Origin of the sequence: Hasllibacter halocynthiae (assembly GCF_003003095.1) — a bacterium.
GTDB classification, from domain to species: domain Bacteria; phylum Pseudomonadota; class Alphaproteobacteria; order Rhodobacterales; family Rhodobacteraceae; genus Hasllibacter; species Hasllibacter halocynthiae.
In genome coordinates, this window is sequence record NZ_PVTT01000001.1 from 162,269 (window position 1) to 175,537 (window position 13,269).

General features: G+C 73.0%; 14 protein-coding genes. 8 read left to right on the forward strand and 6 right to left on the reverse strand.

The window, feature by feature from the left end; translation table 11 throughout:
* Positions 1-57: 57 nt before the first annotated feature.
* From BCF33_RS00835 to BCF33_RS00855, 5 genes are all read left to right on the forward strand, one after another.
* Positions 58-243, forward strand: coding sequence for a hypothetical protein (locus BCF33_RS00835; protein ID WP_106159065.1), 186 nt, complete (start codon positions 58-60; stop codon positions 241-243).
* A gap of 42 nt (positions 244-285) precedes the next feature.
* Positions 286-630: a hypothetical protein gene (locus tag BCF33_RS00840; protein ID WP_106159066.1), complete on the forward strand. Its 345-nt coding sequence runs from the start codon at positions 286-288 to the stop codon at positions 628-630.
* Between the two features lie 127 nt (positions 631-757).
* Positions 758-976 (forward strand): hypothetical protein, encoded by a 219-nt coding sequence (locus tag BCF33_RS00845; RefSeq protein WP_106159067.1) that lies wholly within the window; start codon positions 758-760, stop codon positions 974-976.
* A gap of 81 nt (positions 977-1,057) precedes the next feature.
* Entirely contained in the window at positions 1,058-3,106 is a 2,049-nt protein-coding gene (locus BCF33_RS00850) for an acetyl-CoA carboxylase biotin carboxylase subunit (RefSeq protein ID WP_106160132.1), read from the forward strand.
* A gap of 117 nt (positions 3,107-3,223) precedes the next feature.
* Positions 3,224-3,853 (forward strand): hypothetical protein, encoded by a 630-nt coding sequence (locus tag BCF33_RS00855; RefSeq protein WP_106159068.1) that lies wholly within the window; start codon positions 3,224-3,226, stop codon positions 3,851-3,853.
* Positions 3,854-3,946: 93 nt separating this feature from the next.
* Here BCF33_RS00855 and BCF33_RS00860 read toward each other — a convergent pair whose 3' ends face one another.
* The gene (locus BCF33_RS00860) at positions 3,947-4,462 is read right to left on the reverse strand and encodes a DUF4174 domain-containing protein (protein WP_106159069.1); all 516 of its coding nucleotides are present in this window, start codon (positions 4,460-4,462) and stop codon (positions 3,947-3,949) included.
* Positions 4,463-4,577: 115 nt separating this feature from the next.
* Here BCF33_RS00860 and scpA point away from each other — a divergent pair, with 115 nt between their 5' ends.
* The 3 genes from scpA to BCF33_RS00875 are packed head-to-tail and all read left to right on the forward strand — an operon-like array spanning position 4,578 to position 7,791.
* Positions 4,578-6,710: a methylmalonyl-CoA mutase gene (scpA, locus tag BCF33_RS00865; RefSeq protein ID WP_106159070.1), complete on the forward strand. Its 2,133-nt coding sequence runs from the start codon at positions 4,578-4,580 to the stop codon at positions 6,708-6,710.
* A complete protein-coding gene (locus tag BCF33_RS00870) occupies positions 6,707-7,300 on the forward strand; it encodes a VOC family protein (protein WP_106159071.1) in 594 nt (197 codons plus the stop codon). Before scpA ends, BCF33_RS00870 begins: the two co-directional genes overlap by 4 nt.
* Positions 7,297-7,791 (forward strand): GNAT family N-acetyltransferase, encoded by a 495-nt coding sequence (locus BCF33_RS00875; RefSeq protein ID WP_106159072.1) that lies wholly within the window; start codon positions 7,297-7,299, stop codon positions 7,789-7,791. Before BCF33_RS00870 ends, BCF33_RS00875 begins: the two co-directional genes overlap by 4 nt.
* Here BCF33_RS00875 and BCF33_RS00880 read toward each other — a convergent pair.
* The 5 genes from BCF33_RS00880 to BCF33_RS00900 form a co-directional block, all read right to left on the reverse strand.
* Complete coding sequence (locus tag BCF33_RS00880; protein ID WP_106159073.1) at positions 7,788-8,801, reverse strand: aldose epimerase family protein; 1,014 nt, start codon at positions 8,799-8,801, stop codon at positions 7,788-7,790. The two genes, BCF33_RS00875 and BCF33_RS00880, sit on opposite strands and share 4 nt — an antisense overlap.
* A complete protein-coding gene (locus BCF33_RS00885; protein ID WP_106159074.1) occupies positions 8,798-10,783 on the reverse strand; it encodes a beta-galactosidase in 1,986 nt (661 codons plus the stop codon). The genes BCF33_RS00880 and BCF33_RS00885 overlap by 4 nt, the downstream gene beginning before the upstream one ends.
* An 88-nt stretch (positions 10,784-10,871) precedes the next feature.
* Entirely contained in the window at positions 10,872-11,732 is an 861-nt protein-coding gene (locus BCF33_RS00890) for an SMP-30/gluconolactonase/LRE family protein (RefSeq protein WP_106159075.1), read from the reverse strand.
* Positions 11,729-12,328 carry a 2-dehydro-3-deoxy-6-phosphogalactonate aldolase gene (locus BCF33_RS00895; protein ID WP_106159076.1) on the reverse strand — a complete coding sequence of 200 codons (600 nt, stop codon included), beginning with the start codon at positions 12,326-12,328 and terminating at the stop codon, positions 11,729-11,731. Before BCF33_RS00895 ends, BCF33_RS00890 begins: the two co-directional genes overlap by 4 nt.
* Before the next feature lie 68 nt (positions 12,329-12,396).
* Complete coding sequence (locus BCF33_RS00900; RefSeq protein WP_245883676.1) at positions 12,397-13,266, reverse strand: 2-dehydro-3-deoxygalactonokinase; 870 nt, start codon at positions 13,264-13,266, stop codon at positions 12,397-12,399.
* Positions 13,267-13,269: the final 3 nt, after the last annotated feature.

Below are 13,269 nucleotides of genomic sequence, written 5' to 3' on the forward strand. Positions count from 1 at the left end.
CCATTCTCGCCGCAACCGCGCCGTGATCGAAGGGTTTCCCTATCACGACGCTCGGCCATGCGTGGCCGCATCCAACGGCGCCCCGGCGCCCCGATCGAGCAGGAGAGCACCATGCGCGTCCCGGCGATCCTTTCGCTTCTCCTTCTGGTGGCGGCCTGCAACCGTTCCGCCGAGGAAGAGATCATCATCGTGGATCCGATCCCCGTGGTCCCGGCCGAGCCGGCCTTCGACGGCAAGCTCTGACACGGCCGCACGGCCCGTCCGGCGGACGCGCGGAGCGGCGCCATGATGAAGCATCGCGGGTTCCCGGGCCGGCTGCCGGGGACGGACCACCAGTTCACCTTGCGCCGGGCCAGCCCCAAGGGGCCCACGCCCATCAAGGCGCGCGAGCGCTATGCCGACCGCCGCGCGGACGACCGCCGCGCCGACGCCGCCTTCGTCCGCGCCCTTTGGGAGCATTTCGGCGACGAGCCCTTCGAGCGGGGCAACCTCGACGCGGGGCGCCTCTCCTGGCTGATCGGCCGCGAGGTGGCATGGGCCAGCGACCCGTTCGACCCGGCCGATTACGGCCAGCTCCTCCGGCTGGACCCGGGCCGGGCGCGCGCGAGCTTTCCCGAGGCGTTCGCGTGACCCGCATGCATCGCTCGGGCGCGTTTCGGCAGGGCCCCGCCGATCGGCGCGGGGCGGCGTCATTGCCCGGCGCCGGCTGGCTCCGCATAGCTGCGGGCATCCAGAAGCCGAAGGAGGCCCCAGCAGCATGTCCACCACCATCCGCACCGTCCTCGCCGCCGCGCTCTGCGCGCCGCTCCTCGCCGCCTGCGGCACCAACGACACCGAGCGGGCCCTCACCGGCGCCGCCGGCGGCGCGCTCGCCGCGGAGGTCCTCGATGAGAACCTTCTCACCGGCGCCGCCGTCGGCGGCCTCATCGGCGCCGTCTCCTGCGACGTGGCGCCGAACGCGCCGAACTGCATCTGACCTGACGACCGCATCCGGCGGGAGGGGGCCGTCCGGGCGACCGGGCGGCCCCCTCGCGCATCCGAGAGGCCCCCGATGCCGCTGTTCGACAAGATACTGATCGCCAACCGGGGCGAGATCGCCTGCCGGATCATCAAAACCGCGCGGCGCATGGGCATCCGGACGGCGGCCGTCCATTCCGACGCCGACGCGAACGCCCTCCACGTGCGCATGGCGGACGAGGCGGTCCGCATCGGCCCGCCCCCCGCCGCGGAGAGCTACATCGATATCGAGAGGGTCATGGGGGCCGTCCGCGAGACGGGGGCGCAGGCCGTCCACCCCGGCTACGGCTTCCTCTCCGAGAACCCGCTCTTCGCCGCCGCGCTGGCCGCCGAGGGGATCGCCTTCATCGGCCCGCCCGAAGGCGCGATCGAGAAGATGGGCGACAAGATCACCTCGAAGAAGATCGCGGCCGAGGCCGGGGTCAACACCGTGCCGGGGCACGTGGGCCCGGTCGAAGACGCCGACCAGGCGGTCCGCATAGCCCGCGAGATCGGCTATCCCGTAATGCTGAAGGCCAGCGCGGGCGGCGGCGGCAAGGGCATGCGGATCGCGTGGGACGACGACGACTGCCGCGAGGGTTTCCAGGCGTCCAGGAACGAGGCGAAGGCGTCCTTCGGCGACGACCGGATGTTCATCGAGAAGTTCGTCACCCGGCCCCGCCACATCGAGATCCAGGTTCTGGCGGACCGCCACGGCAACGCGATCTACCTGGGCGAGCGGGAATGCTCGATCCAGCGCCGCAACCAGAAGGTCGTGGAGGAAGCGCCGAGCCCGTTCCTCGACGAGGCGACGCGCCGTGCGATGGGCGAGCAGGCCGTCGCACTGGCCCGCGCGGTGGATTACAGCAGCGCCGGCACTGTCGAGTTCATCGTGGACGGCGACCGCGATTTCTACTTCCTCGAGATGAACACCCGCCTCCAGGTCGAGCATCCGGTGACGGAGCTGGTCACGGGCGTCGACCTCGTGGAGCAGATGATCCGCATCGCGGCGGGCGAGCCGCTGGCGATGACGCAGGACGACGTCGCGTTGAAGGGCTGGGCGATCGAATCGCGGCTCTATGCCGAGGATCCCTATCGCGGCTTCCTGCCCTCGACGGGGCGCCTGACCCGCTACCGCCCGCCCGCCGAGACGGAAGGCTACGCGCCGGGCACCGCGCCGGGGCAGGCCGGCGACGCGGTGATCCGGAACGACGCGGGCGTCTTCGAGGGCGGCGAGATCAGCCGCTTCTACGATCCGATGATCGCCAAGCTCTGCACCTGGGCGCCGGACAGGGCGGGGGCGGTCCGGGCGATGCGCGGCGCGCTCGACGGGTTCGAGGTCGAGGGGATAGGCCACAACCTTCCCTTCCTGTCGGCGGTGATGGGCCACCCCCGCTTCGCGTCGGGCGACGTCACGACCGCCTTCATCGAGGAGGAGTATCCCGATGGCTTCGGCGGGGCTGTCCTGCCGGAAGGGGACCTGCGACTCCTCGCGGCCTCCGCGGCGGCCATGCACCGCGTCGCCGAGGTGCGGCGGGCCCGCATCTCGGGCCGGCTCGACCACCACGAGCGGCAGGTGGGCGACGAATGGGTGGTGGCCTTCGAGGGCCCCGGAGGCGCCCCTCGCGAGCGGTTCGAGATGAAAGTCGAGGCGGACCGGGACGGTGCATCTGTGCGGATGGCGGGCGGCACGACGTTTCGGGTCGCTTCGGACTGGCGGCCGGGGGCGCGCCTCGCCCGGCTCGACGTGGGCGGCGAGCGGCTTCTCGTGAAGGTCGACGCGATCACCCAGGGCTTTCGCCTTCGCTGGCGCGGCGCCGACCTTCGGGCCCGCGTCCGCACCCCGCGGCAGGCCGAGCTGGCCGCGTTGATGCCGGTGAAGGCCCCGCCCGACACGTCCAAGCTGCTGCTCTGCCCGATGCCGGGCCTCCTCGTGTCGCTGGCGGTCGCGGAAGGAGACGAGGTCGAGGAGGGGCAGGCGCTGGCGACCGTCGAGGCCATGAAGATGGAGAACGTCCTGCGCGCTGAGCGGAAGGGCCGCGTGGCCGAGGTGAACGTCGCCCCCGGTGAGAGCCTCCAGGTCGATCAGGTGATCCTCGGCTTCGCGTGACGGCGCGCGACAGGGTGGCGGAGGATCGCCGGATGTTCTATGTTTGTTCCATTCCGCCGGACGGATCCGGCCGGGATGTGGAATACCTTGGACTCACAACCCCGAGGCCCCGTTCGCATGATCTGGCTGGACCCCTACATCGATCCGCGCGTGCAGCAGGCCGTCGTCGCCGGCCTGTTCCTCGCGCTCGGATGGGTGGTCAACGGCTGGGCCACCCGCCGCCGCGAGGATCGAGCCCGGGCTGACCGGGTGCGCGACGTGCAGCGCGCTCTCTTCGCTGAGATCGGGAACAATGTCGCCAACCTCGGCTCCGAGTCGCAGCTGCGGACCGAGACGGGCGGCCTGATCGAACGGATGGAGGAGGACCCGGACTTCACCCCTTTCATCCCGCGCGAGCGGGGGGACATGGTGTTCCACGCCGCGCTGGAGGACCTGTCAGTGCTGCCGCGGGTGACCATCGATCCGGTCGTGGCCTATTACGCGCAGATCAGCGCGATCGCGGCCCTCGCCGAGGACATGCGCGAGGCCGATTTCCGGGCGCTCGGCCCGACGCGGCGGCGGGCGATCTACCGCGACTACGTCGAGATGAAGGTGCAGGCCCTGCGCTACGGCCAGCTGGCGACGCACCTCATCACCGTGTTCGCACGCGAGGGAAAGGAGGCCGCGGAGATCGAGGCCGTGCGCCTGCGCTCGGGCGTTCCGGTGCCGCGCGTCAGTAGCCCGGCCGCGGACCCGTCCGGCCGGTGACCGGTATCGGGGTGTAGGGTATCGGGACCGGCTTGTTCTTCTGCGCCATGGCTGCAGCGTAGCGGCCCGCGTCCGCGCGATCAATCGAGGTCGTCATCCCCCCTCCGATCTGAACGACCGCTGGTCCCGCAGCTCCTGCCGGCGCAGCGGCATGGCGTCGATGGCGCGGTTCAGCTCGCGTACGCTCCAGGGGGCGGGCTTGCGCTGGCGGACGGTGCCGTCCTTGCCGAGGAGCGCCAGCATGAACCCGCGCGGACGAAGCTGACGGCGGATGTCCGACAACGCGTCCGGGTCGGTGTCGAGGATCAGCACCACGTCCCGCGCGACGAGGTCGTCCACCGCCTCGGCCAAGAGGTCCACCTGCCGCCCGAAGGCGGGGTCCCGGTCGGTGTTGGCGAAGACGACGACCGGCCGCGCGATCCACTGGAAGTCGCCGAGGTCCACCTCGGACGCATCGAACACCGTGGTCGGGTCCGCCTCCCACCGCTCCAGCGCCGAGAGGGGCGCGTCCGGCCCGGCGGCGATCCCGGCGCCACTCGCCATCTCCTGCGCGGCGAGGGGGAGGGCCGCGAGCGCCGCGAGGCCGACGATGAAGGGGCGTCTGTGCATGGCCTCGATATAGGGGCGATCCGCCCCCCTGCGAAGAGCGCGGCGCCCCCGGCGCCCGCGCTTCCACCGGACGCGGCGATCCGGTAGTCCGGACGCGGCATCGGGAGGGCGCGTCATGGACGGATCACGCAGGGACGGACGCCCCAACTGGCGCGCCCGCGCCGAGGCGGAGCTGAAGGGCCGCGATCCTGGAGAGCTGGACTGGAAGACGCCCGAGGGCATCACCGTGCGGCCCGTCTACGGACCCGGCGACCCGGCGATCCCCCATTCCTGGCCGGGCGAGGCGCCATACACCCGCGGCGTCAAGGCGACCATGTACGCGGGCCGCCCCTGGACGATCCGGCAATACGCCGGCTTCTCGACGGCCGAGGAATCGAACGCCTTCTACCGCCGCGCGCTGGAGGCGGGACAACAGGGGGTCAGCGTGGCCTTCGACCTCGCGACCCACCGCGGCTACGACAGCGACCACCCGCGGGTCGAAGGGGACGTGGGCAAGGCGGGCGTCGCAATCGACAGCGTCGAGGACATGAAGGTCCTCTTCGACGGCATCCCGCTTGACCGGGTCAGCGTGTCCATGACCATGAACGGGGCGGTGATCCCTGTCCTGGCCAGCTTCATCGTCGCGGGCGAGGAGCAGGACGTCGACCCGGACGCCCTGTCGGGGACTATCCAGAACGACATCCTCAAGGAGTTCATGGTCCGCAACACCTACATCTACCCGCCCGGGCCTTCGATGCGAATCGTAGCCGACATCATCGAGTACACCGCCGAGAGGATGCCGAGGTTCAACTCGATCTCGATCTCCGGCTACCACATGCAGGAGGCCGGGGCGAACCTCGTGCAAGAGCTGGCCTTTACCCTGGCGGACGGGCGCGAATACGTGCGCGCCGCCGTGGCGCGGGGCATGGACGTGGACCGGTTCGCCGGGCGCCTCAGCTTCTTCTTCGCCGTCGGCATGAACTTCTTCATGGAGGCCGCGAAGCTGCGGGCCGCCCGCACCCTCTGGCACGAGGTCATGGAGGAGTTCGCCCCCGCGGACCCGCGGTCGTCCATGTTGCGGACGCACTGCCAGACCTCGGGCGTCTCCTTGGCCGAGCAGGACCCCTACAACAACGTCGTGCGCACCGCCTACGAGGCGATGTCGGCCGTCCTGGGGGGCACGCAGTCTTTGCACACCAACAGCTTCGACGAGGCCATCGCCCTGCCGACCGACTTCTCGAGCCGCATCGCGCGCAACACGCAGCTGATCCTGCAGAACGAGACGGGGGTGACGCGGGTCGTCGACCCCCTGGCCGGCTCCTATTACGTCGAGGCCCTGACGAAGGATCTCGTGGACCAAGCGCGTGCCCTGATGGACGAGGTCGAGGGGCTGGGCGGGATGACCCGGGCCGTCGCCTCCGGGATGCCGAAGCTCAGGATCGAGGAGGCCGCCGCCCGCCGACAAGCCGCCGTGGACCGGGGCGAGGAGGTGGTCGTCGGCGTCAACAGGTGGCGCCTGGAGGCGGAGGACGCGATCGACGTCCGTGTCGTGGACAACGAAGGCGTCCGCCGCGCCCAGATCGCCCGGCTGGAGCGGGTGCGTGCGGAGCGGGACGAAGGCGCCTGCCGCGCCGCGCTGAAGGCGTTGACGGCCGGTGCGGAGGGGGACGGCAACCTCCTGGCGCTGGCTGTCGAGGCGGCGCGCGCGCGGGCCACGGTGGGGGAGATCTCCGATGCGATGGAAGCGACCTTCGGGCGGCACCGGGCGGAGGTGAGGACCTTGGCCGGGGTCTATGGGTCCGCCTACGAGGGCGACGAGGGGTGGGAGCGCATACGCGAGGACGTCGAACGGTTCGCGGAGGAAGAAGGCCGCCGGCCGCGGATGCTCGTGGTGAAGATGGGCCAGGACGGGCACGACCGGGGGGCGAAGGTCATCGCGACGGCCTTCGCGGATATCGGCTTCGACGTCGATGTCGGCCCCCTCTTCCAGACGCCGGAGGAGGCGGCGCAGGACGCGCTGGACAACGACGTGCACGTGGTCGGCATCTCCTCCCAGGCGGCGGGGCACCGGACGCTGGCGCCCAAGCTGGTCGAGGCGCTGCGCGCGCGGGACGCGGGCGAGATACTGGTGGTCTGCGGGGGGGTGATCCCCCAGCAGGACTACGGCTTCCTCCGCGGCGCGGGCGTCGCGGCGATCTTCGGTCCCGGGACCAACGTCCCCGAGGCCGCGCGCGAGGTGCTGGACCTGATCCGGGCGGCGCGGGGATGATGGAGCTCGACCATCTCGTCGTCACCGGCGGGGATCGGGACGTCGCTGCTGCATGGGTGGGGCGCTGCCTCGGCGCCGCGCCGTCGGGCGGGGGCGCGCATGCCGTGATGGGCACCCACAACCGCCTTTGGGGGCTCGGGCCGGACTATCTCGAGGCCATCGCCCCCGATCCCGCCGTCGGGGCGCCCGGCCGCCCCCGCTGGTTCGAGCTCGACGGGCGCGAGGGCGCTCCGGCTCTGACCCACTGGGTCGCCAGGGTGCCGGACATCGAGGCCGCCACCGCCGCCGCGCCGGGGGAATGGGAGGTGCTGGACGCCGAGCGCGACGGGCTGCGCTGGCGCATGGCCGTCGCGCCCTCGGGCCGGACGCCCCTCGGCGGCGCGCACCCACAGATGATCCAGTGGCTGACCGAGCCCGCCTTCGAACGGCTGCCGGTCCAGGGCCGGCTGACGGCGCTCCTCGTGATCTGCCCCGAGGCGGAGGCCCTTCGTGCCGCCCTGCCGCTCGCGGACGGGCGCGTCCGGATCGAGGCCGGCCCGCGGGGTATGCGGGCCGAGTTCGAGATCGGCGGCGCGACCCGCCGCCTGTGATCCGTCCGGCGAAGGAGGGGGACGCCCCGGCCGTCGCGGCCCTCCTGAACGCGGTCGTGCTGGAGACCACGATCTCCTTCCGCCACGAGGCCTGGAGCGCGGAGGAGGTCGCGGCCCGGATGGCCCACCTGCGCGGCGCGGGGCGCGAGTACTTCGTCGCCCTCGCCCTCGCGGGCGGGGCGGTCGTCGGCCATGCCTCCTACGACCAGTTCCGGGGCGGCTCGGGCTACCGGACGGCGATGGAGCATTCCGTCGCCTTGTCCCCGGCCGCGCGGGGCCGGGGGCTGGGACGCGCCCTCGTCGAGGCCGTGGCCTCCCATGCCGCGGAACGCGGGGCGCGCACCCTGTGGGCGGGCGTGTCGGGCGAGAATCCGGAGGGCGAGGGGTTCCACCGCGCCTGCGGCTTCGAGCGCATCGCCCGTTTGCCTGGGCCGGGCTTCAAGTTCGGCCGCTCCCTGGACCTCGTCCTGATGCGGCGGGCGCTGGCCTAGCCCTCGCTCGGCAGCGCGACGCGCCAGACGGTCATCTGCCGGTAGACCTCGCCCGGATCGAGGCGCACGGAGGGGAAGCCTCCGTGCGAAGGCGCGTCGGGCCAGCGCTGGCATTCCAGCGCGACGCCCCGATGGGGCCCGATGGGCCGGCCCTGATGGTCGGGCGCGCCCACGTCCTTCAGCTTCCAGCCGTCATAGACCTGCATCGCCGGCTCGGTGCTGTCGACCTCCAGCCGGATGCCGGAGGTGCCCGTCAGAACCGCGGCGGGGGCGATGGAGCGCGGCTCCTCGGCCAGCACGAGGCAATGGTCCAGATGCGGCGGACCGGCCGCGAGCGTCCTGCCCTGCCGGAAGTCCAGCGGCGTCCCCTCGACCTCCTCGATCCGTCCGGTCACCAGCCCTTCCTCGTCCGCGTCGAGGTACCGCTCTGCCGGGCTGACCAGCGCGTGGCCCTCCGCCGATCCCGTGCCGTCGAGATTCCAGTAGGAATGGTTGGCGAAGTTGATCCAGGTCGGCGCGTCCGTCTCCGCCTCGACCGTGAGGGTGAGGGCGGGGCCCGCGACCTCCCACCGGGCGGTGACCGTGCGGTTGCCGGGAAAGCCCCCTTCGCCGTCCGGCATCGCGAGGCGGAGCGTGACGTGACGGGGGCCGTGATCGGCCAGATCCCACAGCTTGCGATGCGTGCCCGCGCTGCCCGAGTGGAGCGTCGCACCGCCGGCGTCCTCGCGCGGCTCGAGGCGGTGCTCGGCGCCGTCCAGCGTCGCACGGGCGTCAGAGATGCGGTTGACGACGGGTCCGATCAGCCCGCCGGCGGTGGCCATCGGCCCCTCGTAGAGCGACAGCTCGTCCGTGCCCATCGTCAGCGAATGGGGGATCGCGGAATGGCGGACGTCCTGCAGGCAGGCGCCCCATTGCAGGACGCGCGCCCCGAACGTCCCGCCGCCGGCGAGGTCGTCGGTGATGTGGAATACGTGGGCCGTGCGGCCGTCCGTAAGCTCGTAGGGGGTCATGCGTCGTCCTCCGGATCCGAAGCCCTACGCGCAGACCCCGTGATGGGTTCGCGGATCACCCCCGCGGGGGGCAGCCGGCCGGCGGGCGTGTCGCGCGCCTCGGCGGCGTAGTTCAGCCAGACGCGGTGCGTGGGCGTGCGCCGGGTGCGGACCCCTTCGGGCAGGTCCCGGACGGCCAGCCCGGCTGCCTCCGCCTCCCTCCGCACGATCCGCAGCGCCGCCGCGTCGTCGGGCCAGCCGCCGAGATAGGTGAGGCGCCCGCCGCCCTCCGTTCGGGCGGCCATCGCCGCGGGGCGGCCGTCCCGGAGCGCCTCCACCACGTCGGCCCCGCCCTCCAGCGCCTCGCGCCACCGCGTCAGCGCCCCGCCCCCCGCCAGCGGCATGTCCGCCGAAGGGGGCAGCGATTCGACCAGCGCGACCGTGCAGTCGAGGCCGGGCAGGTCCGGGGGCAGGGGAAGGGGGATCGCCATCTCGGGCGTCTTCGCGTTCGCGCGCGGCCCCGCCAGCACCCGTGCCCCATGCGCCGCGATGGCGCCCCGCAGCGCGTCCGGCACCGTGGCGAGGCCCGGGATCAGCACCAACGGCCAAGGCGAGAGGTCCGCCGTGCCCGCGGGGATCACGTCGAGGTCGAGGCCCAGCTTCCGCGCCGCCCGGTAGAAGGTCAGGCAGAGGTGCAGGTACTCGAAGTCCGCGCCCTGGGGCTGCGTCTCCCAAGCCCAGGCGGAGGGGTAGTCGAAGACCAGCGCCACCTGCCCGGGGGCGGTGCCGGGGGCCTCGTCCGCGACCTCCCCGGCGACCTCGGCGGCCTCCGCCAGCCCCGGCGCCGCCACCGAATCGGGCCGCAGGAGGCCGGCGTGCTGCTGCTCCTGCGCGAAGGGCGCCTGGCGCCAGCGGAAGTAGAGCACGGACTCGGCCCCGTGGGCGAAGGCCTCGTGCGCCCAGAGGCGGGCCATGCCGGGCAGGGGCGCGGGGTTGTGCGGCGCCCAGTTCACGGGGCCGGGCTGCTGCTCCATGATCCACCATCGGCCGTCGGACGGGGATCGTCCGTCCTTGGCGGAACCGACGCTGCGGTAGAGGTCGTGGTGGAAGGCCTGCATGTCCGGGTCGCCCTGCCGCAGGTAGAGGCGCTTGTGCTCGGCCGGCAGGTCCAGGCGGTCCGAGAGGAAGCCGATCGGATAGCTGTCCCAGGACGCCACGTCGAGGTCGGCGCCCACGTCCCAATGATCGAATCCCGTCTCGCGGCCCATGTAGTTGTGGATGAGATCGGCGTCGGTGCGCTTCCGCAGGACCTCGGTCTGCTCGCGGTTGAAGGACGCCACCTGGTCGCTGCTGAACCGCCGGAAGGCGAGGACGTGGGCCGGGTTCGGTTCGGTCACGGTGAGGTTGGGAAGCTCGACCTCGTCGAAGTCGCGCACCTCCATCGACCAGAACACGTTGCCCCAGGCCCGGTTCAGCGCGTCCGGCGACCGATAGCGGCGCGCGCACCATTCCTGGAAGGCGTGCCGGGCGGCGGGCGAGTAGCTGACCGCCGTATCGTGGCAGCCGTACTCGTTGTCGGTCTGCCAGGCGGTGATCCGGGGGTCGCGGCCGTAGCGCCCGGCCATCGCCTCGACGATCCGGCGGCACTCGGCCCGGTAGCCCTCGTGGGAGAAGCAGTAGTGCCGACGCGAGCCGAAGCGCCGCGGGCGGCCGGCCCCGTCCAGCGCGACCATGTCCGGCATCCTGTCCACCAGCCACTTGGGCGGCGTCGCGGTGGGGGTGCCGAGGACGACCTCAAGCCCGGCGTCGGCCAGCACCCCGATCGCCCGGTCCAGCCAGCCCCAGTCGTAGCGCCCGGGCGCGGGCTCGCAGCGCGACCACACGAACTCGCCGATCCGCACCTTTCGCAGCCCCGCCTCGGCCATGCGGCGGACGTCCTCGGGCCAGACGCCCTCGGGCCAGTGCTCGGGGTAGTAGCAGACCCCTACGCTGCGGGAGGTCATGGCCGCCTCGCCGGGCTTGCGGGAACGCCGCGGCCCGCGCCCGATCCCGGCGCGGGATGGCAGGCTGTGCAGCGCCGTCTCGCGCCCCTCATCCCAGCACCACGCGCGGCTCGGGACGGCCCTGCGCGCAGCCCTTCAGCACGAAGGTCCGTCCGCTGAGGGGCGCGCGGTCCAGCGCGGCGGCGTCCATCCCTTGCCGCGCCGTCGTCGCATGGAGGGAGGAAAGGTCCGCGCCCCCGAACGCGGGGCAGGAGGGTTGCGGCGCTTCCAGGGCCACCGCCCGCAGGAAGACACCGTCCGGGGCGTGGCAGGCGATGCGCGACGCGCCCCATTGCGCGATCCAGAGGTTGCCGTGCGCGTCCGTCACCGCGCCGTCCGGGTTCAGCCCCTCGCCGCGGAAGTCGATCAGCACCTCGGGCCCGCCCTCCGGCCAGCCCTCCGGGTCCAGCGGCTGCCGCCACAGAAGGCCCCGCGCCGTATCCGCGTGATAGCCCGTGCGCCCGTCCGGGGCGAAGCAGATCGCGTTGGGGATGGTGACGCCTTCGTGCAGCGCGCGCAGGTCGCCCCGGTGCAGGCGGTAGATCGTGCCCACGCCCTCCTCCGCTTCCTTGCCCATGGTGCCGATCCAGAACCCTCCCATCGGATCCGCCCGCCCGTCGTTCGAGCGGGTGACGGCGTCGCCCTCCTCCAGCGGCAGGACCGTCTCGAGCGCGCCGGTGCGGATGTCGAAGCGCCGCAGCGCCGTCTCCGTCGCGAGAAGGAGGGTGTCCCGATCCACCCAGCCCGCGGCGGAGGCCATCTCGCCCAGGTCCCATTCCAGCGCCTCGCCCCCGGCGCGCGACATCAGCCGCCCCCCGAGGATGTCGAACCAGAAGAGCTGCCCGCGTCCCGGATGCCACAGGGGGCCCTCGCCGAGCTGGCAGGGCCGGGGGTCGAACACATCCATCATGGCAGCGCGTCCCAGGCATCGACGATCGCCTTCGCCTTCGCCGCCGTTGTCGCGGCGTCGTCGCCCGGCGCGTAGATCGCCGTGCCGATCCCGAACCCGTCCGCGCCCGCCGCCCGCCATTCGGCGAAGTCGTCCGGGCCCGCGCCGCCCACGGCATAGACGGGGGCGTCCGGCGGCAGCACGGCCTTCATGGCCTTCAGATGCCCCGGCCCGCCGGTCGAGCCGGGGAACAGCTTCAGCCCCGTCGCGCCCCAGCGCAGGGCGGCGAAGCACTCGGTCGGGGTCAGCACGCCTGGCCAGCTCTCCATCCCGAGGGCGCGGGTGGCGCGGATCACCCCCTCGTCCGCGTTGGGCGAGACGACGAGCCGCCCGCCGGCGCGGTGGACATGGGCGACCTCCTCCATGGTCAGCACCGTTCCCGCGCCTACCAGCGCCTCGTTCCCGTGGGCGGCCGCTACGGCCTCGATCGAGGCGAGCGCGTCGGGCGAGTTGAGCGGCACCTCGATCCTGGCGATCCCCGCGTCCACGAGCGCCCGCGCGGCGGCGAGGGCGTCGGGCGGCGTGATGCCACGAAGGATGGCGATGATCGGTCGCATGCGGCGGCCTCCCTGGCACGGCATGGGTCAGCCCTACGCGGGCGGGACGGGGTTTTGTAGGGCGGCGTTCACCCCGCCATCGCCGTGCGGGCGGCGGCGAGGCCGCGGAGGGTCGCGGTCGCGGCGTCGTGGGGCATGACGGGCACCCCCTGCGCCCGCAGGGCGGCGGCGTAGGCGTCGCGCACCTTCTCCGCCCCGATCAGCGCGACCGGCCGGCCCAGCCACCAGGGCCGGGTCGCGGCCAGCTCGGCGCCGACCAGGAGGCCCGAGAGGCGCGAGGTGCCGGTCCCGTCCCCGTCCAGCAGGTGCGCGGCGCGGATGCGGAACAGGTCGGTCACGATCCGCTCGGGGCGGGACATCGCCTCCGACACCGCGTCGAGGAACGGGGCCTCCTCCCATTCCCCGAGCGAATGGCGGAGGGTGGAGGATTTCAGCAGGGCGAAGAGCTCGCCCGTCATGGCGGTGCGGAAGCTCACCACCTCGCCCGCCGACACGTGCGCCCACTTGGAATGGGTGCCGGGCAGGCAAACGGCGCCGTCGAACTCGGGCTCGCGGGCGAGGAGGCCGGCGATCTGGGTCTCCTCGCCGCGCATCACGTCGGGCGGGTCGGCCTGCGACAGGCCCGGCAGGATGCGGACCCTGAGGCGCGGGTCCGAGACCGGCGGGACCGCCGCGTCGCCGCTCCCCGGCGGGGCCGGCACCGGAACGTAGGGCGCCTCGGCCCAGCCCTGGCGAGAGCCGGCCATGCCGCAGGCGAAGACGTCGGTCGGCCCGTCCAACCTGTCCCCGACGGCGGCGAGGAGCGCGGGCTCGAACCCCTCCGGGTCCAGGGTGGACATCCCCTCCGCGGTCGCGACCTCCCAGACGGGGGCGTCCCCCTCCATCCCCCAGGCGCGAAGGTTGGACGTGCCCCAGTCGACGGCGATCCACCCCGTCACGCG